Origin of the sequence: Pelolinea submarina (assembly GCF_003966975.1) — a bacterium.
In the GTDB taxonomy this organism is placed as follows: domain Bacteria; phylum Chloroflexota; class Anaerolineae; order Anaerolineales; family Anaerolineaceae; genus Pelolinea; species Pelolinea submarina.
This window is the reverse complement of record NZ_AP018437.1, coordinates 3,380,177-3,399,753: the sequence shown is the minus strand read 5'-3', so window position 1 is coordinate 3,399,753 and position 19,577 is coordinate 3,380,177. Positions and strand designations below refer to the sequence as shown.

Annotated in this window: 21 protein-coding genes; 18 read left to right on the top strand and 3 right to left on the bottom strand. The window is 52.5% G+C overall.

Annotation, left to right across the window (positions count from 1 at the left end; translation table 11 throughout):
* Nucleotides 1-124 precede the first annotated feature (124 nt).
* Complete coding sequence (locus Pelsub_RS15025; RefSeq protein ID WP_158675153.1) at nt 125-916, bottom strand: alpha/beta fold hydrolase; 792 nt, start codon at nt 914-916, stop codon at nt 125-127.
* A gap of 87 nt (nt 917-1,003) precedes the next feature.
* On the opposite strand from Pelsub_RS15025, the gene Pelsub_RS15020 reads away from it, so the two are divergent.
* The 9 genes from Pelsub_RS15020 (at nt 1,004) to add (ending at nt 9,788) form a co-directional block, all read left to right on the top strand.
* A complete protein-coding gene (locus tag Pelsub_RS15020; protein WP_116226103.1) occupies nt 1,004-1,870 on the top strand; it encodes an ABC transporter ATP-binding protein in 867 nt (288 codons plus the stop codon).
* Nucleotides 1,867-2,931, top strand: coding sequence for an ABC transporter permease (locus Pelsub_RS15015; protein ID WP_116226102.1), 1,065 nt, complete (start codon nt 1,867-1,869; stop codon nt 2,929-2,931). Before Pelsub_RS15020 ends, Pelsub_RS15015 begins: the two co-directional genes overlap by 4 nt.
* Nucleotides 2,928-3,995 carry an ABC transporter permease gene (locus Pelsub_RS15010; RefSeq protein WP_116226101.1) on the top strand — a complete coding sequence of 356 codons (1,068 nt, stop codon included), beginning with the start codon at nt 2,928-2,930 and terminating at the stop codon, nt 3,993-3,995. The genes Pelsub_RS15015 and Pelsub_RS15010 overlap by 4 nt, the downstream gene beginning before the upstream one ends.
* Nucleotides 3,996-4,794: 799 nt before the next feature.
* On the top strand, nt 4,795-5,577 hold the full coding sequence (locus Pelsub_RS15000) for a DUF1349 domain-containing protein (protein ID WP_158675152.1): 783 nt from the start codon (nt 4,795-4,797) through the stop codon (nt 5,575-5,577).
* A 271-nt stretch (nt 5,578-5,848) separates the two neighbouring features.
* Entirely contained in the window at nt 5,849-6,640 is a 792-nt protein-coding gene (locus tag Pelsub_RS14995; RefSeq protein WP_116226098.1) for a nucleoside phosphorylase, read from the top strand.
* A 637-nt stretch (nt 6,641-7,277) separates the two neighbouring features.
* Nucleotides 7,278-7,838, top strand: a complete 561-nt coding sequence (locus tag Pelsub_RS14990) for a hypothetical protein (RefSeq protein ID WP_116226097.1) — start codon at nt 7,278-7,280, stop codon at nt 7,836-7,838.
* A 42-nt stretch (nt 7,839-7,880) separates the two neighbouring features.
* Nucleotides 7,881-7,976 (top strand): nucleoside phosphorylase, encoded by a 96-nt coding sequence (locus Pelsub_RS15960; protein ID WP_145986337.1) that lies wholly within the window; start codon nt 7,881-7,883, stop codon nt 7,974-7,976.
* 295 nt (nt 7,977-8,271) lie between these two features.
* Nucleotides 8,272-8,739 carry an Lrp/AsnC family transcriptional regulator gene (locus Pelsub_RS14985; protein WP_116226096.1) on the top strand — a complete coding sequence of 156 codons (468 nt, stop codon included), beginning with the start codon at nt 8,272-8,274 and terminating at the stop codon, nt 8,737-8,739.
* Entirely contained in the window at nt 8,739-9,788 is a 1,050-nt protein-coding gene (add, locus tag Pelsub_RS14980; protein ID WP_116226095.1) for an adenosine deaminase, read from the top strand. Before Pelsub_RS14985 ends, add begins: the two co-directional genes overlap by 1 nt.
* A gap of 254 nt (nt 9,789-10,042) precedes the next feature.
* Here the strand turns inward: add and Pelsub_RS14975 are convergent, their stop codons facing one another.
* Nucleotides 10,043-11,248 (bottom strand): winged helix-turn-helix domain-containing protein, encoded by a 1,206-nt coding sequence (locus tag Pelsub_RS14975; RefSeq protein WP_116226094.1) that lies wholly within the window; start codon nt 11,246-11,248, stop codon nt 10,043-10,045.
* A gap of 253 nt (nt 11,249-11,501) precedes the next feature.
* Between Pelsub_RS14975 and Pelsub_RS14970 the strand changes: the two genes are divergently transcribed.
* The 9 genes from Pelsub_RS14970 to Pelsub_RS14935 all read left to right on the top strand — a co-directional run bounded on the left by Pelsub_RS14970 (nt 11,502) and on the right by Pelsub_RS14935 (nt 18,846).
* Complete coding sequence (locus tag Pelsub_RS14970; RefSeq protein ID WP_116226093.1) at nt 11,502-13,046, top strand: BglG family transcription antiterminator; 1,545 nt, start codon at nt 11,502-11,504, stop codon at nt 13,044-13,046.
* Between the two features lie 85 nt (nt 13,047-13,131).
* Nucleotides 13,132-14,196, top strand: a complete 1,065-nt coding sequence (locus Pelsub_RS14965) for a PTS mannitol transporter subunit IICB (RefSeq protein WP_116226092.1) — start codon at nt 13,132-13,134, stop codon at nt 14,194-14,196.
* Between the two features lie 80 nt (nt 14,197-14,276).
* A complete protein-coding gene (locus tag Pelsub_RS14960) occupies nt 14,277-14,606 on the top strand; it encodes a hypothetical protein (RefSeq protein ID WP_116226091.1) in 330 nt (109 codons plus the stop codon).
* A gap of 2 nt (nt 14,607-14,608) precedes the next feature.
* On the top strand, nt 14,609-15,040 hold the full coding sequence (locus Pelsub_RS14955; RefSeq protein ID WP_116226090.1) for a PTS sugar transporter subunit IIA: 432 nt from the start codon (nt 14,609-14,611) through the stop codon (nt 15,038-15,040).
* A gap of 52 nt (nt 15,041-15,092) precedes the next feature.
* Complete coding sequence (locus Pelsub_RS14950) at nt 15,093-15,359, top strand: HPr family phosphocarrier protein (protein ID WP_116226089.1); 267 nt, start codon at nt 15,093-15,095, stop codon at nt 15,357-15,359.
* 50 nt (nt 15,360-15,409) lie between these two features.
* Nucleotides 15,410-17,164, top strand: a complete 1,755-nt coding sequence (locus Pelsub_RS14945; protein ID WP_116226088.1) for an alcohol dehydrogenase catalytic domain-containing protein — start codon at nt 15,410-15,412, stop codon at nt 17,162-17,164.
* The gene (locus Pelsub_RS15710; RefSeq protein ID WP_158675151.1) at nt 17,161-17,547 is read left to right on the top strand and encodes a hypothetical protein; all 387 of its coding nucleotides are present in this window, start codon (nt 17,161-17,163) and stop codon (nt 17,545-17,547) included. Before Pelsub_RS14945 ends, Pelsub_RS15710 begins: the two co-directional genes overlap by 4 nt.
* The gene (pfkB, locus tag Pelsub_RS14940; RefSeq protein ID WP_158675150.1) at nt 17,544-18,473 is read left to right on the top strand and encodes a 1-phosphofructokinase; all 930 of its coding nucleotides are present in this window, start codon (nt 17,544-17,546) and stop codon (nt 18,471-18,473) included. The genes Pelsub_RS15710 and pfkB overlap by 4 nt, the downstream gene beginning before the upstream one ends.
* Before the next feature lies 1 nt (nt 18,474).
* Nucleotides 18,475-18,846, top strand: a complete 372-nt coding sequence (locus Pelsub_RS14935; protein ID WP_116226086.1) for a hypothetical protein — start codon at nt 18,475-18,477, stop codon at nt 18,844-18,846.
* A gap of 184 nt (nt 18,847-19,030) precedes the next feature.
* Here Pelsub_RS14935 and Pelsub_RS14930 read toward each other — a convergent pair whose 3' ends face one another.
* Nucleotides 19,031-19,537: a flavodoxin domain-containing protein gene (locus Pelsub_RS14930; RefSeq protein WP_116226085.1), complete on the bottom strand. Its 507-nt coding sequence runs from the start codon at nt 19,535-19,537 to the stop codon at nt 19,031-19,033.
* Nucleotides 19,538-19,577 lie beyond the last annotated feature (40 nt).

Sequence of the window (19,577 nt, the reverse complement as noted above, 5' to 3'; positions counted from 1 at the left end):
CCCCAAATAAATACAAGTCCCGCAATTCAGCGGGACTTTTTTATTCGCAGTCAGGTTTCGCACGATGCCTAAGATTAAACGCGATAAAGAGATTTCGTGTACTTCATCTATTCGTGGTCAAAGATTATAGCGAATTCAGGAATTCCAACAACTTCTCCTGAAAGAATTCAGGGTTATCCATATTGGCGGCGTGTTTAGCGTCCGGCATAACGATGAAGCGGCTGAGCGGTTCGTGTTCAGCCCACAGCGGCATGGCTTTGCTGATGTTGCCGGTACTTTCCTGCTCGCCCATCAACAGCCACAAAGGGCTGCCGAAGACGTAATCCGGTTCTTCGTGCAGGCACTTTGCCAGTTCCAGCATGACGGCAATGTACTCGTCCTTGCTGAACAGGCGCATAGCCCGCTCCAGAACCTCGCGCCCCCGCAGGTTCGTGACGGTGACGTCCAGCGACTGGCGGATGAGGGTTTCGTACGGGTACAGTTTGAAGATCGGGCCCGCGGCTGCCAGCCCGGCTTTTTCCAGCGTGGATAGGCGCTGGAAGTTCCAGGTGCAGTCCAGGCACAGCATGGCCCGCACCAGCTCCGGGCGTTGGAAGGCCAGTTCCTGGCTGAGGTTGCCGCCCATGGAATGCCCGACCAACACGACCGGCATATCGCTGTGCCGCTCGATCAGTGCGACCAGATCGTCCACGGCTTCCTGAAAATGGAAGACAGCCGGGCGCGAAAGGCCATGCGCGCGCACGTCCCACACCAGTACATGGTAGTCCGGCATGACCGGCAGGACGTCGGCATCCCATTCGTGATGGTCAATGGTAGCGCCGTGCGTGAACACCACCAGGGGCGCGCCTGCTTTGCCGCCCAGCCAGTAATGGATCGCTGCTCCCGCGCGTTCCAAAATATGTTCTTCCAATGCCATTTTTACCTCGTTGCAGTCGTGATAATCGCAAATGCGAACGGGATTATAATCCTCATTCGTGTTTATTTTACAAAATGAGGGAACCCTATGAACAAAGCAACAATTTCCGCGCGTGACCTGACCTATCGCTATGGTGATTTGACTGCCGTTGACCATATCAATTTCGAGGTGGGCGAGGGCGAAGTGCTGGGCTTTCTGGGGCCGAACGGCGCCGGCAAGACCACCACGGTGCGTATGCTGACCGGCCAATTAAGGCCAACCGAAGGCAGCGCGCTGGTTCTGGACGAAGATATCAGCACGTCGGCCAAGCAGGTGCAGCAATATCTGGGCGTTTCCTTTGAAACCACAAATTTATATGAAGACATGAGCGCCGTCGAAAACCTGGAATTGTTCGCGCGCTTGTTCAACCTTAGAAATTTTGACGCGATGGAATTGTTGGAGAAGGTAGGCTTATCGGGCCGCGAAAAGGAACGCGTATCCAACTACTCCAAGGGCATGAAGCAGCGCTTGATGCTGGCGCGTGCCTTGATCAACCACCCGCGCATCCTGTTTTTGGACGAACCCACCGATGGGCTTGACCCGGTTTCCTCGCAGACCATCCACGCTATCATCAACGAAGCATCAGCGGGCGGTACGACCGTCTTCCTGACCACGCACGATATGGTGGAAGCCGATAAGCTCTCGCATCGTGTGGCTTTTATAAATAAAGGCCAAATCGCTGCTATGGATCGTCCCGCCGTCCTGAAGCAGCATTACGGCAAACGCACCCTCAAGATCGAGGTGCAGGACGGGCAGGGCGGCACGCACACCCAGAGTATTCCCCTGGATGGTTCCGAAACGGCCAAACAGGTGGAGCAAGTTTTTGCTTCCGGCAGCGTACTGACCGCTCACACTGAGGAAGCGACTTTAGAAGATATCTTCATTCAAATTACCGGACGGGGACTGCTGGGATGATTCGCGCGCTAATTGAGAAAGACCTCAAACTGTACTTCCGCAATCCCTTCTTTGCGCTCATTACCCTGCTGAGCCTTGTCCTGGTGATCGCGTTGTATTTCCTGCTGCCGGCGCATGCGGAGGACTCGCTCAGCACCGCGCTGGTGCTGCCGGCGGATACCTCTGCGGAGATGAGCGCTTTTCTGAGCGAAGCCTTTGAATCCGAATTGCTGGATTCGCAGGATGCGCTGATGAAAGCCGTCGAAGCGGGCGATTATTCGGCCGGCATGGTGCTGACGGATGCCATCATCGATGACCTGGCTAACGGCCGGCCGGTGGACGTGCCGGTTTATACCACGCCGGGCATGACCCCTGAATTGAAGCAGGCGCTCACCAGTCTGTACACGGCCGGGTTGAACAATGTCAACTACGTTTCAGCCGAAGAGCAGCTGCACATCAACGACCATGTCATCGTGCTCGGTCCGGACCTGCTGGATATCAATGAAGCGTTGGCACTGCGCGACCGTATGCTGCCCATGCTGATCATGATGATGTTCGCCATTGAATTGATGGGGCTGGCCAACCTGATCAGCGAAGAAGTGACGCGCGGCACAGTCAAAGCCCTGCTGGTCACGCCGCTGCGCGTGCGCCAGTTTTTCAGCGCCAAAATGCTGATGGGCGTGGGGCTGGCTTTCCTGGAAGTGATGCTGCTGGCCGCCGCGACCGGCAAATTGTTTGTCTCTCCGGCTATTGTGGTCAGCGCGCTGCTGATCGGCAGCCTGCTGATGACCGGTGTGGCCTTCTTTATTGCCGCTTTTGCCACCGATTTTATGTCGGTCATGGCCTGGAGCGTGCTGTTCCTGCTGCTGTTGATGCTGCCGGGTTTCAATGTGATGTTCCCCACCATGGCCTCGGCCTGGATCAAGGTCATCCCGTCCTACTACCTGGTGGAACCGCTGCATTTGGCGTTGAATTATGGAGCTGGTTGGGCACAGGTTGGTAGTAACCTGCTGATCTTGTTTGCCAGCGGGTTGGCCTTTTTGCTGCTGGGCAGCGCGTTATTAAGGAGGCGCTTCCAATGAACCTGAGACGCATTGCGGTATTGTATGCGCGCGAGCTGCGCGCCAGCGCGGGCAACTTCCTGATGATCTTTGCCCTGGTTGTACCGGTGGTATTTTCATTGTTGATCAACCTGGTATTCGGCGATGTCTATTCCGGCAAGCCGGTGTTGGGATTTTACGACCCGGAAAACAGCCAATTTGCCCAGTTGATGATGGCGCAGACGCACCTGAAGAGCACGCGCTACGATTCGCTGGACAAGATGATTTCCGATGTGGATCTGGGCGCCATCGAAACCGGCTACGTGGTCCCGCAGGGTTTTGACCAGGCGCTTAAGGACGGTACGCAGATCGATTTCACCGTATATGCCTGGGGCGAGGCCAGCCTGAACAGCCGCCTGATCACGGATACTACTATTGCAAACGTGATCTCACAGGTCGCCGGACTGCCGCAAACCGCGCACGTGCGGCTGCATCCTCTGGGCCCTGCCGATCAGGACAGCCTGGCCGAAAAGCTGCTGCCGCTGTTGATCCTGATGTCCATCATGCTGGGCGGCGTGATGGTGCCGGCCCTGACCATGATCGGCGAGAAGCAAAGCCGCACACTGCTGGCCTTGAACGTTACACCCACCCGGCTGAGCGAGGTGTTCGCGGCCAAGACCCTGTTGGGCGTCACCATGGGCACCGCGACCGGTTTGGTCACGTTGGCGCTCAACCGCGCCTTCGGCGGCCAGCCGCTGCTGCTGGTAGGGGTCATGCTGTTGGGTTCGCTGGCGGCTTCGCTGCTGGGTACGCTGCTGGGCGCGCTGGCCAGGGATATGAATACCTTGCTGGCTACGCTGAAAGGCGGCGGCATCCTGCTGATCGGCCCTGGCATCGTGGACCTGATCCCCAAAGCGCCGGCCTGGATCGCGCGCTTGTTCCCCACCTATTACATTCTCAATCCGGTGATGGAAATTGCCGAACGGGGCGCGGGCTTGGGCGACATCTGGGGCGACCTGCTGATCCTGTTAGGCTTGATGGCTGTGCTGGTCATTGCGTTAACGCGCATCATCGCCGGCCAGCAGAAACGGCTGGCATTGTTGTGATTTTTATCCACAGATGCACACAGATAAAAAACTCTTAATTCTTATATTTGATGAACACAGATATCCGGCTTAATGTCATCCTGAGGAGCGTTCGCTCTTTGAACGCGAGGAAGGATCTCGGCCGATCATCACGTGTCTTTCTATTTGCCACAGATGCACACGGATAAAAAACATTTATCTTGAGAATCAATAAACACAGATATCCCCCTTATTGTCATCCTGAGGAGCGTTCGCTCTTTGAACGCGAGGAAGGATCTCGGCTGGTTGTCTCATGAGTACTTTTCTTTTTTTAACCACAGATGAACACTGATAAGAACCTAGTTAAATTAAATACCTAATACACACAGATATCCCCCAAAGCTGTCATTGCTTCACCCACCATAGGTGGGTGAAGCAATCTCAGTTTCTATCATTCAGTCAATTTGGAGATGAGAGGATTCGCTCAGTGTCATCCTGAGGAGCGTTCGTTCTTTGAACGTGACGAAGGATCTCGGTTGGTTGCTTCATGCGCATCTCTCTTTTACAAAACACAAATAAATACTGATAAGAACCTAATTAGGTTGAATACTTAATACACACAGATATCCCCATTAATTGTCATTGCGAGATCCGCGTTGGCGAGGCGATCATAAAGCATTTCCTCAGGGAAAGCAATCTAAACACCTTACATGCATTCATCCCAAAGATGGGAGGAGCCACAGGTGCCACCCAAATGAGTTTTTGGAGCGTTAATGTCTATTACTTTTGAATAAAATCTCCTTGATATAATCTTTAATAACAATTATTTAGGGAGAAAAAAATGTATAGAAATAGATTGTTTATCGGTTTACTATTCTTGTTAACTCTTTCAGTTGTTGCATGCCAACCTAAAGAGACGATCATCGTAGTCACGGCTACACCTGCGCCGACAGAGCTGCCGACAGCAACTTCTATCCCCACTGTGATACCCACTGCAACCATCGAACCGACACCTACACCGGAGGGGCAGATATTCTATGATGGTTTTGAAAAGGAGTTGCAGCCTGGATGGGATGTCGAGAATGAAGATACCTTGAAGTGGGCCTTTACTAATGATGGTTGGTTGAAAATTGTCGCAGGGGATGATTGCCTTTTATCCAGTGCTTTCCAAAAGAACCTGTTCCTTCAATATGCGCCAGAAGGGAATTTCGTTATTGAAACCCTAATCAAGGCTGATGCAGATACCAATTTCCAGCAAGCATCAATTTATATAATTGAAGATACTGATAATTACTTTACTATCAATCGCGGCTATTGCCTGCCATGCAAACCAGGTGGTGCCGGGATCTATTCCGATTATGCCTACAAGGGCGAATGGGGCAGCTTCAGTGGACGATCATATAAAGATGAAGCAGTCTACTTGCGCATTGCAGTTAACCGGGATAAAAAAGAAATCATTGCTTACTATTCCGCTGATGGCGAGAAATGGACGCAGCTGCGTAAGATTCCTATGTCGATCAACGTAAATCAAATTGGATTGGGAACATCCAATTGCGATGGCGGTGATATCGATGATAATTTAGTTGCAGAATTTGATTATTTCGAAGTGAGTGTGCTGGAGTAAATCTATTAATTCATTTGTTTGAGCTGGATCGTTAAACTCAAGGCGGCTTTCAATAGCCGCCTTTTTTTTAAAACTAAAGATGTTTTTTTATTGTCATTCTGAGCCCGATGAAGCGCTCGCGAAGCACCCTCTTGGAGGGAGTAATCTCGGCGTCAACTCCCTCCCTATCCCGGCGAAGACGGGATGGGGAGGGTGGGGAGGGGCCGGCCGGATTTTCTTATGACCTTTTCTCCCCTATAATTGAATCAAAATATAAACTTACAGGTGACCTATGACCAAACAGTATCACATCCAACTTGATGAAGGCGAAAGCGCGCCCTATGTGCTGCTGCCGGGCGACCCCGGCCGTGTGGAGGCCATCGCCGCTGTGTGGGACTCGGCCGAAAAGATGGCCGGCAATCGGGAATACGTCAGCTATCGCGGCACATATAAGGGCATGCCCATCGCCTGCACCAGCACCGGCATCGGCGGCGCATCCACCGCCATCGCCATGGAAGAGCTGGCGCGTGTAGGCGCGCGCGTCTTCCTGCGCGTGGGTACCTGCGGCGCTTTCCAGCCTCAGGTCAAGGACGGCGACCTGGTCATCTTCGACAGCGCGGCGCGCTACGACGGCACCTCGCGCACCTACGCGCCGCTGGAGTTCCCGGCCGTGGCCGACCATACCGTCCTGCAGGCCTGCATTCGCGCGGCCGAGGCGCTGGGCATCCGCCATCACGTCGGCTGCACGCGCTCGCATGACGGCCTGTACGCGCGCCACCCGGAACCGGAAGCTTCCTTCAATAATTACTGGCAGTCGGATTGGAAGGAACACTACCGCGATCTGGAACGCATGAACATCCTGGCTTCGGAAATGGAAGCCGGTGTGGTGCTGACTCTGGCGCGCTTGTGGGGCTTGCGCGCGGGCAGCATGGCCGTTTCCGTGATCAATATGCTGCATGCCGAGGAAGCCCAGAATGAGTACGACCCCACCAAGGACTTCGATACATCCGAAGATACCGTTACTACCCTGGCGCGCATGGGCAGTGAAGCGCTGCACATGCTGTGGGAGCAGGACCAGGCATAAGTCAAAAGGTGCAGGTCACACATTCGCTCGCACCCTTTGGGGTGTGCGTGACGAAAATCAGGCAACTTTCATTCGCTAAAAATTGAGATACCGCCCGACCTTTTTCTCGGTTTGGGCGGTTCTGTTTATTTTGCGTTCGCTCGATATGTCTTTAAAAAGCATGAAAAAAACCCAAAATTCACGCTTGAACCTGTTATTGAATTTCGGATTTCTTTTGGTTTATAAAAAATGGCTATAATGAAGCTATGGGGGCTGGATATTTACAGGCGTTTCTTTATCGGTAGGAAAAAAATAATAAACCATTGCTGACTGATTCTTTATCTGGGCAAGTTATATCAATACTGAGATCGATGATACCTGTTATTTTCAGGCATAAACTGTCAAGCTGATTCCCCTAATTGACTTTGAGTCCGAGTTCAAAATCGGGCAGCGGATCAGGATCGTCGCAAAAAAACGAGGCCGGCTATTCGCGCAGATGGAGCGATTAACTGGAATCCTGAGAAGAACGGGTTCCTCGAGCAGGATGCGGTTATTTAAAAGAATTTTATGGGAATGCGCACAGTAAAGCCGGATGTGGATTCGGAAATACATATCCGGACGCATAAATGGATCGTTAATATCGAAAGGAAAATATAGAATGGCAAATAAATTAAAACAACTATTCGGCATTGATTATGAATTGCGGGATATCACACAGGAGAAAAATACCGATGCGGAAACGCAGCAGCTCATCAAGAAAATCCAAAAATTGGAATTAGCGGAGGGAAATAAATTTGAACTATATTTTTTCCTGCTTGAGCTAAAGATTGAGGATTCTCATTTTCATACCTCACCGGGCACAGAAAGGTTCTCCAGGATTGTTATCGGGGTGAATACGACTCAAATTGCGGGAAATAAGAATTTGATTTCATTCTTGAACCCTGATGTGCAGTCCAGCCCGCCGCCGGAGGTCGCGATTGAGACCTATTCCAATTTTATAAAATATTCCATAACCAGCGCCTATTGGGAGAAACAACCTACTTTTTCCGATTTCCTGGCGGTGGCTGTCAATGAGAAGATCAGTCTTCGAGATAAAATGCTGACCTTTTCGCTGACTGCCCATGCAACCGAGAAATACCACAGGAAATTGAACGATAATCCTGAAGGTACCGTGACCAGCAAAAATGTTTTTCTTTTACGAGATGGACTGAAAATTTAGGCATAAATCCAGGTCACGGAACATTACCGTGACCTGGAATGGATGAATATTCTGGCTTCGGAGATGGAAGCGGGTGTGGTGCTGACCTTGGCGCGCATGGGCAGTGAAGCACTGCACATGCTGTGGGAGCAGGAATAGGGTGTGTCCCACCATTTGGATATTTATCAAGGAGCCTGCCGAATCTGATCGGTAGGCTTTTTTGAAATCCTATGAAACCTAAAAATAAGGCTTGACGCTGAAAATTGATTTATAACCGTTAGCACTACTTGTTTGGTCAGGCATTTTTTTTGACAACTCGTCAAAGCAAGAAATGACCTTTTGCCGGTATTCTGATTTGAAATTGACGATACGTCGAAATAATTATGAATAAATGGACTTATCGTAGAAAAACTGTTATGATCGGGTCATCTTTGTAAATAGTGATGGATGAAAAATGGATGATATCAATCGTGAAATCTTGCAGCTCTTGATACAGAAGGGTAGGCTTTCTCATGAACTAATTGGTCAAGCAGTAAATTTAGCTCGGCCAACAATTCATAAGCGAGTCAAACAACTAGAAGACCAGGGCGTTATTTACGGATATCATGCTCAGGTTGATTGGGCGGCACTTGGATATCCACTGACTGTTTTCATCTGGGTATCCAGTCGTAATAAATCGGATGATACTGCTGCATGTCTATTAAAGTTATCCACCTCCGGAGTAATCATCGAGTCCTGTCATGGTGTGGTTGGCGAATGGTGTTTATTATTGCAGACACATGTCATTTCTCCAACGGTTCTCAAGGAGTTTATTGACCAAATTTACACTGTGGAAGGTGTACAGAATACGATGACAATTCTGTCACTGTCTGCTTACCGTGATCAATGCACGACAATTCTCCCAATAAAGAAAGCGACCTAATGAACTCAATTTTCAGCAACACCAATATCTCAACCGAATTAATGGATCGCTTGCGAGCGATGCCGAAAGTTGAATTGCACGTTCACCTGGAAGGTGCAACCAGCGCTGCTACGGTATGGGAACTTGCTCAACGAAACCATATTTCTCTCCCGGAGAAGTCCCCGGAAGCATGGCAGGCATCATATTCATTTCGCGACTTCAACCATTTTATCGAAATTTACCAATTAGCTGCCGAATGTATGCGGACACCTGAAGATTTTGCGTATATGGTCCAACGTTTTCTGGAGCGGCAGGCTGAGCATCACGTTAAATACTGTGAGGTGTTTTTAAGCGCATCATTGATGTTGGATAAGTTCCCACAGACAGAAGTCATAACGGTGCTTAAAGAGGAACTTGAAAAGGGAGAGGAATATTATGGCGTTCGGGCTCGTTTCATTCCTGATATCACCCGGCATACTCCCGAGACGCGTTTTCAGGTTCTTGATTTTGTGTTGGCGGGGCGGGATCAGGGAATCTTTATTGGCCTTGGATTGGGAGGAAAGGAAGTTGGATTTCCACCCGAATTATTTAAGGATGTGTTTGAAGAAGCTCGCCGGCATGGATTGCATGTAGTGGCACATGCTGGTGAAAATGGGGGCCCGCAAAGTATCTGGGGTGCAATACGCTCTCTGCGAGCTGAACGGATCGGGCACGGCGTACGTGCGGTTGAAGATTTGCAGCTTGTAAGGCATCTTGCTCAAATTCACATCCCGCTGGAAATATGCCCTTATAGCAACTATCGTTTAAAGGTGGTTCCTCTGGATCAACCTCATCCTATTCGGGCTCTTATGGATCAAGGGGTATATGTTACTGTAAATTCGGATGATCCCCCTATGTTTTCAACGGACCTTTCCAGCGAATATCTCCTGTTGGCGCGCCAGGGATTTGGTTGGGATGAGTTATGGCAACTTAACTTGAATGCCCTTGAAGCGAGCTTTCTCACAGATGAAGAAAAAACAGCGTATCGAATACAGTGGCAAGCATTTGCTTCACAACAAACAATGTTGTGATAATTTAGTTTTCTGAATTGAGGAAATCATAAATGAAAAGCAAGTCTTAAAAGGTTAAAGCATTTTTTAGTGAAGTGTCATTACAGGCATGCGTTGAAAAACCCTGGCGCGCATGGACAGCGAAGCGTTGCACGTGCTGTGAAAACTGGACCAGGCATAAGTCATAAGGCGTAGGTCACCCATTCGCTCGCCCCCTTAAGGGTGCGCGTGGCGATAATTTGATACAGCTAAAGAACTTCCTAAATCAGGAAGTTCTATTTATTTTTGTCTACTCTCTCCGCCCCTAAAAACCTCGCGAAATGCGCCAACCCGCGCTCGAAAGCGGCCTGGTAAGCCGCGTCCGCGTGAAAACCTTCTTCCAGCCACAGTCCGTTGACGATCAGGGTGCGGTTGGGCCGGTCGAGTTTGGCGTCCATGCGCCCGACCAGCCGGTCGCCGTACAGCATGGGCAGGGTGTAAGGCCCATAAACGCGTGTATGCGCCGGCTTGTATATCTCCCAGGTGTACTCGAACTGGAAGATGCCTTTGGCGCGCCCGCGTGCGCTGACGAATTCCAGGGGTGCCAGGAAGATCACTTCTTCTTGCTTATCTTCCAACAGTGCCCATTCCGCCGGTACGCGCCCGGCGCTCAACTCGTCCAGCAGCGGCTGGCTATCGGGCAGGTAGTAAAGCGTTTCGCGGCTGCCTTCCAACTGTGCGGCGCGCAGTGTGTCCTCGTTCAGCAAATCATCTATTTTCGCCTGGATTTCTTCATCGCCGGGTGTGTGCTCATTCAGTGCCTTGAGGATGCGGGTGAACTCGCGCCGTGTGCTCAGGCCGTGCTGCGCCAGCGCCTTGTGCAGGAAAAAGGCGTCCGTCTCCTCTTTCGCGGCGGTGCTCAGCCACTTTTTGGGGATCAGTTTGTCGGTGAAGTCATACACGCGGTCGCGTCCGATGCGTGAGTGGATGGTCAGCTCACCGGTCAGCCACAGGTTGTACATGGCCACCCCACTGTCCTTCGTGGAGCGGTAGCGGTAAACCTTTTCGCCCTGCAGGTCGCGCGAACGCAGTGGCCCGCGCGCGCGGATCTCTGCGCGCACCTGTTCCAGAAGCGCCGCGTTGGCTTCGAAGTATTCCACCATCGCAGGCCGCTGCTGGCGGCGCAGCATGCGTCTGTGCCAGTAGGGGAACTCCTCGATGGGGTAGATTAGCAGGGTGCTGCCGTAATCGAAGAACTGCCGTTCGCTGTAGACCAGCTCCTGCAGCAGTTGCGGGCTGTAACCGCGTACGCGCCCCCACAGCGCAATGTCGTGGCTCTGCGCCACCACCGCCACCGGGTCGACCTGAACGGCCTCGGCCGCGCGGATGGCTTGTGCTGTGCCGTCTTTGCCGGCCCAGCGCCGCGCCGGCCACAAGCCCTGCGCGCCCAGCACGAAACGGCGATAGGTTGCGGAGGTGAGGATTTGCGGTGAATTGTCCATAAGGTATCAATCTGATTAAGATATGGAATTATATCTTTCCCGGTTCAATTCAGACGTGGTGAAAAGGGGGGATACGCGCAAAAGCTGATTTGGCTGACTTTAACGCAACGTCAATAAGCATTCCGTGCTAAGAATTGTACTGAATTTGTAATTACTCATAAGCAAAAAGGCGTATTTATTGGCCGTTTTTTCGCGGTTCGGGGATTATATAATAACAAATATAAACTAACCGTATTGTCACAAAGAAGAGGGAATGGTTGCACTAACCACACGCCAACGCGATATCCTGAGAATCTTGTTGAACACGGACAAGCCCATTCGCACTGCCGATCTGGCCGAAGAGATCCATTTGACCGCGCGCCAGGTCAATTACAGCATGCGCGGCGTGCGCAGTTGGTTGAAACAGGAAAACGTAGCCCTGCAATCCACCCCCGGGCTGGGGGTCGCGCTGAAGTGCCAACCCGAAAAAAAAACCTCTTTGGTCGCTGAACTGGAAAAAAGCGACAATGTCCAGTTGGTGCTTACTCCTGAACAGCGCCAGCAATTGATCTGCTTCTTGCTCCTGATCGAAACTGAACCGGTCCTTCTCACTCAAATCAGCCTGCACCTGAAAATTTCCCGCTCGACAGTCATCAGCGACCTTGTTGAAGTGGAGAAATGGCTGAAGGAATGGGGCATCGTACTGGAACGCAAGCAGAATTACGGCATTTGCATCAACAGCACGGAAAAACAGCGCCAGCAGGTGCTGTTAGCTTTAATCTGGGGCAAGAGCCCCTTCCATCCTTCCGTTTTCGAAGTCTCCTACCAAAAAGGATTGACTTTTACGCTGGTCGAGGATGTTCAAAGCACCCCTCTGGTTAGAGATATTGACGATTTCATGCACCTGTTCAACATGAAGAGGATCTTCAACAAAGTCATTTTCATTGAAGATTCGCTGGGCGGGCGTTTCACGGACGAGGCTGTTTTGTATCTGGCGCTGGTCTTTTCCATCCTGCTGGCCCGCATCAAAATGGGCGAGCATATCCAGGTGAGCGAAAGCGAACTGTCTAAATTCAGCAACACGCTGGAATGGAAAGCGGCCGAGAAAATGGTTACCAACCTGGATACGTATGAGGCGCCTTTGTGGAAGAAGGGCGATATCGCTTACGTGGTCATGCACATCTTCTCCTCGCCTTTGTTGGAAAATTGGGTCAGCGATTTGGAGAAGGCGGACGGGTATAAGGACCTTTTTGAAGAACTGCTGGTTGCCATCAATTCTTTATACAACATCGACGGACTGACTGAAGATCCAACTTTGCGCGAAGGCATTATTAATTATTTAATCCCGGTCTTCAATCAACACGCCTACGGGTTATGGTTTCCCAAAGCCGGAGTGGATTTATCCACCATCGACGAGTGTCAGGATGAATTTACCCTGGTGGAGCGTCTGGCTGAAATTATCCACGCGCGTACGTCCATAACGCTGGAAGAAGAAGACAAACGCATGCTGGTGGCTTTCCTGCGGGCAGCCTATATCCGCCTGCGCTCGTACCAGTTCAGCAACGTGCTGCTGGTCTGCCCCAGCGGCATGGCCACCGCCCAGCTGCTGACCGCGCGTTTAAAAACCCGTTTTCCCCATTTAGGAAAGTTAACCGTGGTGTCCTTCCGCGAATTGGACGCGGAAAAGGTGGCCACGGCCGATTTGATCATCACACTGATGCCGCTGACGGAGGATTTTGGCAAGGATAAGCCCATCATCCAGGTTTCCCCGCAGCTGCTTCAATGTGATATCGATGCCATCACGGCATTTTTAGGTTGAAGTATTTGCAGGTGTCCGACAGCGCCTGCGATATGAAGTAAGTATCGAGCAAAAATAAAAAACAATTTGGAAAAGGAGTAGAAATATGAAAGAAAAGATTCAAAGGGTAGGGGGATTTATGGCTGGAATGATCATCCCCAACATGGGTGCGTTTATTGCCTGGGGGTTGATCACCGCCTTCTTCATCACGACCGGCTGGACGCCAAATGAAAAGTTCGCCGCGAATGTGAGCCCAATTCTCAGCTACTTGCTGCCCATTCTGATCGGTTACACCGGCGGCAAAATGGTGCATGGTACGCGCGGCGGCGTTGTCGGCGCTATCGCAACCATGGGCGTAGTTGTGGGTTCCGATGTGCCCATGTTCCTGGGCGCGATGCTCATGGGCCCGTTGGGCGGTTGGTTGATCAAAGTGATTGATGATGTATTGGAAGATAAGATTCCTGTCGGTTTTGAAATGCTCATCAACAACTTCTCAGCCGGTATCCTGGGCATGTTGCTGGTACTCCTGGGCAATGTCCTGATCGGACCTGTCGTCGTAAGTGTCAGCAATGCGGCTGGCAGTGTAGTAGATGCGATGGCGAAAGCCAAACTGCTGCCGTTGATGGCGCTTATCATCGAACCGGCCAAAGTGCTGTTCATGAACAATGCGCTGAATCATGGGGTTTTGGCTCCCTTGGGAGTCGCCGCTGCGGAAAAAACAGGGAGAGCGATTCACTTCCTGTTGGAAACGAATCCAGGGCCCGGCCTTGGTCTCTTACTAGCCTATTACGTTGCCGGTAAAGGTCTGTTAAAAGAGTCAGCACCGGGCGCAATGATTATACACTTTTTAGGTGGAATCCACGAGATTTACTTCCCCTTCATCCTGGCACACCCCATCATGATTTTGTCGACCATCGCCGGCGGTTTCGCCGCCGACCTGTGGTTCACGATCACCAATGCGGGTTTGGTGGCAACACCTTCGCCCGGTTCCATCTTCGCTTACCTGGCTGTGATTCCCAAAGGCCAACACTTCGCCGTCTTGACGGGCGTGTTGATCGGAACAGTTGCGGCTTTCCTGGTGGGTGCTTTCATCCTGCGGGTGAACCCTGTACCGGAAAAGGAAATGACCGAAGAAGCCGACGATATGGGCGGCGTTCCCGGCTTGTCCTGATAATCACGTAATATCAAAGAGGAAAGGTTTCGAAGTTTATAAATGAAGCCTTTCCTCAAGTTTGGAAATGGAAGCGTAGAATGGCAAAATCTATTAATAGCGCAGATGTAAAAATGATCATCTTTGCCTGTGAAGCGGGCATGGGTTCGAGCGTGATGAGCGTAAGTTCGCTCAAGAAAAAACTGAAAAAAGCGGATGTGCAGGGCGTGGATGTGGTGCATGTAGCCGCCCGCAATATTCCTGAGACCGCGCAGCTGGTGATCGTCCACAGAGGGCTTTCCAAAGTTGCCGTTGCCAAAGCGCCCAATGCGGTCGTTTTGGCTTTCAACCAATTTCTGAATGATCCCATCTTCGATGAGGTAGTCGCGGCCTTTGTTGCAAAGGAAGTGATCACCGGCAACGTAGGCTAACCATGAGCATTCTCTCAAAGGAAAGTATCTGCCTGAATGCGGTTGCGGCAAGCAAACGCGACGCCATTCAGCAGTGCGGAAAATTGCTTGTGGATGTAGGCTGCGTGGTGCCTCAATACGTGGAAGGTATGCTGGCCCGTGAAGAAATCATGTCCACTTACCTGGGAAATGGCGTGGCCATCCCGCACGGCCAATTTGACAACCGCGGGGATATTTTGCGCACCGGCATTTCCGTGCTGCAAATTCCGGACGGGATTGAGTGGGAGCCGGGAGAGAGGGCATATTTAATCATCGGCATCGCCGCCCTGCGCGACGAGCACGTGGCCGTATTGGGCAACCTGGCGGAAGTCATCGACGATGAAGCAGTCGCGGAGCAGATGAAGACCACGGATGACGTGAATGTAATTTTGGATTATCTCAATAAAGAAAACTAAAGATCGGCCGCGGTGCAAGGACTTGCAGCCCGCGGCTATGACAGGATGTTGCATGAAAGCGTTTGATATCAATTTAAATAATCAAAGCGGTTTGCACGCGCGCCCCGCGAAGAACTTTGTGAATATGGCCAAACAATTCAGCGCGGATGTCCGGGTATTTTATCTGGACAAGCAGGCCAACGGCAAGAGCATGATCTCGCTTTTGACGTTGGGTGCTGAAAGCGGCGCGCATATCCGCATTGAGGTGCAGGGGGAGGACGAGGAAGCCGCTTTCACAGCATTGAAAGACTGCCTCGAGCAGGGTTTATTGGAAGATTGAATTCGCGGCGAACGCTGCGCATAGCGACCGCGATGGGAAAGTAATGGAGCATGAACAATTCGAAATTTCAAGCATATCAGAATGACCTGAACGTGCCGGAGACCACCCTGGCTTGGAACCTGTACGGTGCGGGCACGCAGAACATCGGCAAAGACGGTAAGCCGGAGCGCTTCCCGGTGCCGCAGCCCGGCGGCGACCAGCTGCTGGTGCGTGTGGACGCGGTGGGGTTGTGCTATTCGGACGTGAAGCTGATCCGTCTGGGCGGCGATCACCCCAAGCTGTACGGGCGCGACCTGGCTAAAGAGCCCACGCGCGTCGGCCACGAAGTAGCTTTGACCGTGATAAAAGTGGGCAAAGATTTGGCGGGCAAGTACCGGCCGGGCCAACGCCTGGCGGTGCAGCCGGATATCTATCACAACCAGCGCAGCACGGCCTACGGCTATACCATCTCCGGCGGTCTGATCCAGTTCCACCTGATCGGGCCGGAAGTACTGGATGCCGATGACGGCGCTTACGTGATCCCGCTGGACGAACATGTCGGTTACGCGGAAGCGGCCCTGACCGAACCGTGGGCCTGCGTGGACGCGGCGTACACCCAGCGGCGGCGGCTGGAACCCAAGGAGGGGGGTGTCATGTGGATTGTGGGAAATGCCCGGGATCAAAGGGAATATACTTTTGAAGCCGGGCTGGACGCTCCCGCGTTGATCTACCTGACAGAGGTATCCGCCGGCCTGGAGAAGATTGTGCGCGCAAATGCCGCTCAAGGTGCCCGCATCGTGAAAACAGACACCATGACAACAGCGGATTTTGCGGACTTCTCAACAAAAGAGACAGACGGCAAAGGATTTGACGACATCATTTTGTTGGCGCCTCAATCCGGCGAGCTGGTAGGCGAGATTGCCAAACTGATCGCCTTCCGCGGTATGCTCAACATTGTGAGCGACCGGCCTCTGGAGGGCGACGCGCAGATCGATGCCGGGCGTATCCATTACCATTACACGGCTTACGTTGGCAATAAAACCACGGACATTTCGGCTTCCTACGGCGAAGCGCGCAACCGCTGCGAATTGCGCCCGGGCGGCTGCGCCCTTTTTGTCGGTGCGGGCGGGCCGATGGGGCAGATGCACGTTCAGCGGGCTATCGAAAAGAAAGACGGCCCGGCTGTCATCATCGCATCGGAATTAAAAAAGGAACGCGCGGATGTGTTGCTGCGGGCCATGGAACCGCTGGCAAAAGCCAAAGGCAAGATTTTTAAACTGTTCAATCCATCCGAGACTGATCAATCATTGGGGGAATTTATTAAGGATGTAACCGGCGAGGATTTGGTGGATGACGCGGTCATCTGCGTGCCGGTGGCACAGTTAATGGCCGAATCGGCGCGGCTGTTGAAGCCCGACGGTATGCTGGTGTGTTTTGCAGGCGTGCCCAACGGCACGTACATCGATGTGGATCTCAGCCCGGTTTACCTGGGCAACCAGCAGATCACCGGTACCTCCGGTTCCAGCCTGCTGGACCAGGAGGTCATCCTGCGCAAGACACTGGAAGGCGACCTGAACCCCAACCGCTCGGTGGCTGCCATCGGCGGCATGGGCGTGGCGCAGAAGGGGTTGGAGGCGCTCATCAATGGCACGTACGCCGGCAAGATCATCATTTTCCCGCAGCTCAATGACCTACCCCTGTTGGGATTGGAAGAATTAAGCAGCTATTACCCCAGGGTGGCGGAAAAACTGGGTGAAAATGCTCTGTGGACGCTTGCGGCCGAGCAAGCCCTGATCGAAGAACTATGGCCGGGGAGCGCGGCTTGAAAAAGAGAACGCAGTCTACCCAACCCAATCGTTTTGTCCAATATACCTTGTTGGGTGCGCTACTGGGCTTGTATAACGCTGTTTTCTACCGCGCGAGCGGCGCGGCCGATATGCAAATCGCGGCGGAACTGGCCGTCCTGGCGGCTTTGGTAACGGTAGCCCTGCGTTCATGGAAGAAGGGCTTTCCTTTCCTGAAAATACTAAAGGATTTTGTGGTGACAACCGCATCTTTTATGATCTTTATGCTCTCATTGGCGCTGCGCCAATTGGCCCTGAACGCCGGCGGGCGCGCGCTGATGATCGTGGAATGCACGCTGGCCGGCGCTCTTCTGGGCCTTTTGCTGGCCTGGCAGTGGCAGGATCACAAGGAAAGCAAAGCATGATCTACACGGTAACTTTAAACCCGGCTCTGGATAAGGAATATCACGTAGCGGAACTGCTGTCGAATACCGTGCTGCGAGCCGCTTCCGTGAAGGTTGATTTCGGCGGAAAAGGCTTCAATATTGCGCGCATGATTACTGCGCTGGGTTCGCAGTGCGCCGCGCTGGGCTTTATCGGCGGGCATACCGGACAGGTGCTACGCGAAGGACTGGAAAGCACCGGCATCCCCACCGATTTTGTGCGGGTAAGCGAGGAAACGCGCACCAACATCAGCATTGTCAATGATAAGGACAGCGCCTATTACAAGGTCAACGAAGCCGGTCCGCAGGTTTCCGAACCTGAAGTGGAAGAACTTCTGCACAAGGTTGAGGGGTTGGTGCAGCCGGATGACTGGTGGGTGCTGGCGGGCAGCTTGCCGCGCGGCGTGCCGGCCGATATTTACGCCCGCCTGATCGCACTGATCCGCCGGGGAGGCGCCTGGGCGGTGCTGGATTCCAGCGGTGAAGCTTTCCGCCTGGGCTGCGCGGCCGAACCGTTCCTGGTCAAGCCGAACCTTGAGGAAATCGCACAAATCACCGACCTGGACGTTGGGGATGCGGCCGGTATCCACCGGGCGATCAATAGCGTGCACAAGTTGGGCGTGAAAAACATTATCCTTTCGGCCGGCGGCGGAATGAGTATCTGCAGTGACGGGCTGCGCGTGTGGTCCGGGCAGCCGCCCAAGATCGAGGAAAAGAATCCAACCGGCGCTGGAGACGCCATGCTGGGCGCTGTGGTGGACCAGCTCAGCCGTGGTACGACCCTGCCGGAAGCTTACCGATGGGGGTTGGCGGCCGGTTCCGCGGCGGCAGCCTTACCGGGCACGGGCATGCCGACCCGCGCGCAAGTGCAAGCGTTAATTGAACAGGTTGTAATCAGCGAGGAGTAATATGCCCTACGAACAGAAATCATCCACATCTTTCTCTTATCCCATGGAAAAAGTCATTGCGACCGCCATTAGCAGCGTCCAACATATGGGCGGCAAAGTGGTCAATAAGGACGAGAAGAACGCCAAATTGATCGCCCAGATGGATAAAAAACTTTTTGGCAATTACCTGGGGGATCGTAGCCAACTGGAGATCCAATTCACACCTGCGGAAGACAATAGCACGCAAATGGACATCTTCGCTTTTCCGTTAAACGCGGTCGGGCAGAAATTGATGTTCGGTGCGCGCCCGGGCGTGGTGGATACCATCCTGCGGGTCTTGACCCGGGAGCTGGAAGATCGCCTGGCTGGAAAGCCGCCGGCGGAGAGCTTGTAAAAATGGTTTAGTGGGGACGAATCCCGGTTTTTGGACCGTTTTGTGGTTTCTATGAGAGATTTATGTCGATGTTGAGGGTTTTTTGCGAAATATCGATGTAAAAGGGGGGAAAATGGGGGCAAGTCCGTAAAGCAAAAATCCACTTTATATAAGTGGATTTTTGCTTTTGAACTGAGAAGCCGGATTACCTGTCTTGCAGTTTATCGGCCACTTCGGCCGCCCAGGCTGCGATGGCATCCCAATCGCGCAGGTCGGCCGCCGGCAGATCCTTGAGGAAGTACTTAATCGGAAATGACAGGTTGGCGGGGTCGAATTTTCCACCCATAACCTCGGATTCAATCGGTTTAAACCAAGGGAACTTAGCCAGTTCTTTCCTGAATTGGTCGCGGGTTTCCAGCCATTCTTTCTCATCCCCGTTGAAGGACGGTCCAACCGCGAAGACCGCGGCCGGCATGCTCTTCAACACTTTTTCGTGGCGGTTCAGGAAGCGGATGGCGTATTTGTGCCAGCGGTAGAGATAAAGGGGCGCACCCAAGACCACCGCGCTGTATTCTTCCAAGGAGCGCACCTGGCTGGCTTGCTGCAGATTCACATCCAGCCCTTTTTCTCGCATAATCTTCGCAATGGCTTCGGCTACTTCCTGTGTTGACCCATACTTGCTCGCGTAAGCTACCAAGACCTTGTTTGTCATTTATAACCCTTTCTTTATTTCCGCTGATTATTTTCACCCT

What these genes read in the sequence shown, in the direction of transcription:
- Pelsub_RS14945 (WP_116226088.1), top strand. Translation starts at nt 15,410, where the DNA reads ATGAACAATTCGAAATTTCAAGCATATCAGAATGACCTGAACGTGCCG.
- Pelsub_RS15010 (WP_116226101.1), top strand. Translation starts at nt 2,928, where the DNA reads ATGAACCTGAGACGCATTGCGGTATTGTATGCGCGCGAGCTGCGCGCC.
- Pelsub_RS14995 (WP_116226098.1), top strand. Translation starts at nt 5,849, where the DNA reads ATGACCAAACAGTATCACATCCAACTTGATGAAGGCGAAAGCGCGCCC.
- Pelsub_RS14930 (WP_116226085.1), bottom strand. Translation starts at nt 19,537, where the DNA reads ATGACAAACAAGGTCTTGGTAGCTTACGCGAGCAAGTATGGGTCAACA.
- pfkB (WP_158675150.1), top strand. Translation starts at nt 17,544, where the DNA reads ATGATCTACACGGTAACTTTAAACCCGGCTCTGGATAAGGAATATCAC.
- Pelsub_RS14965 (WP_116226092.1), top strand. Translation starts at nt 13,132, where the DNA reads ATGAAAGAAAAGATTCAAAGGGTAGGGGGATTTATGGCTGGAATGATC.
- Pelsub_RS15000 (WP_158675152.1), top strand. Translation starts at nt 4,795, where the DNA reads ATGTATAGAAATAGATTGTTTATCGGTTTACTATTCTTGTTAACTCTT.
- Pelsub_RS14935 (WP_116226086.1), top strand. Translation starts at nt 18,475, where the DNA reads ATGCCCTACGAACAGAAATCATCCACATCTTTCTCTTATCCCATGGAA.
- Pelsub_RS15015 (WP_116226102.1), top strand. Translation starts at nt 1,867, where the DNA reads ATGATTCGCGCGCTAATTGAGAAAGACCTCAAACTGTACTTCCGCAAT.
- Pelsub_RS14985 (WP_116226096.1), top strand. Translation starts at nt 8,272, where the DNA reads ATGGATGATATCAATCGTGAAATCTTGCAGCTCTTGATACAGAAGGGT.
- Pelsub_RS15960 (WP_145986337.1), top strand. Translation starts at nt 7,881, where the DNA reads ATGAATATTCTGGCTTCGGAGATGGAAGCGGGTGTGGTGCTGACCTTG.
- Pelsub_RS14960 (WP_116226091.1), top strand. Translation starts at nt 14,277, where the DNA reads ATGGCAAAATCTATTAATAGCGCAGATGTAAAAATGATCATCTTTGCC.
- add (WP_116226095.1), top strand. Translation starts at nt 8,739, where the DNA reads ATGAACTCAATTTTCAGCAACACCAATATCTCAACCGAATTAATGGAT.
- Pelsub_RS14970 (WP_116226093.1), top strand. Translation starts at nt 11,502, where the DNA reads ATGGTTGCACTAACCACACGCCAACGCGATATCCTGAGAATCTTGTTG.
- Pelsub_RS14990 (WP_116226097.1), top strand. Translation starts at nt 7,278, where the DNA reads ATGGCAAATAAATTAAAACAACTATTCGGCATTGATTATGAATTGCGG.
- Pelsub_RS14955 (WP_116226090.1), top strand. Translation starts at nt 14,609, where the DNA reads ATGAGCATTCTCTCAAAGGAAAGTATCTGCCTGAATGCGGTTGCGGCA.
- Pelsub_RS14975 (WP_116226094.1), bottom strand. Translation starts at nt 11,248, where the DNA reads ATGGACAATTCACCGCAAATCCTCACCTCCGCAACCTATCGCCGTTTC.
- Pelsub_RS15020 (WP_116226103.1), top strand. Translation starts at nt 1,004, where the DNA reads ATGAACAAAGCAACAATTTCCGCGCGTGACCTGACCTATCGCTATGGT.
- Pelsub_RS14950 (WP_116226089.1), top strand. Translation starts at nt 15,093, where the DNA reads ATGAAAGCGTTTGATATCAATTTAAATAATCAAAGCGGTTTGCACGCG.
- Pelsub_RS15025 (WP_158675153.1), bottom strand. Translation starts at nt 916, where the DNA reads ATGGCATTGGAAGAACATATTTTGGAACGCGCGGGAGCAGCGATCCAT.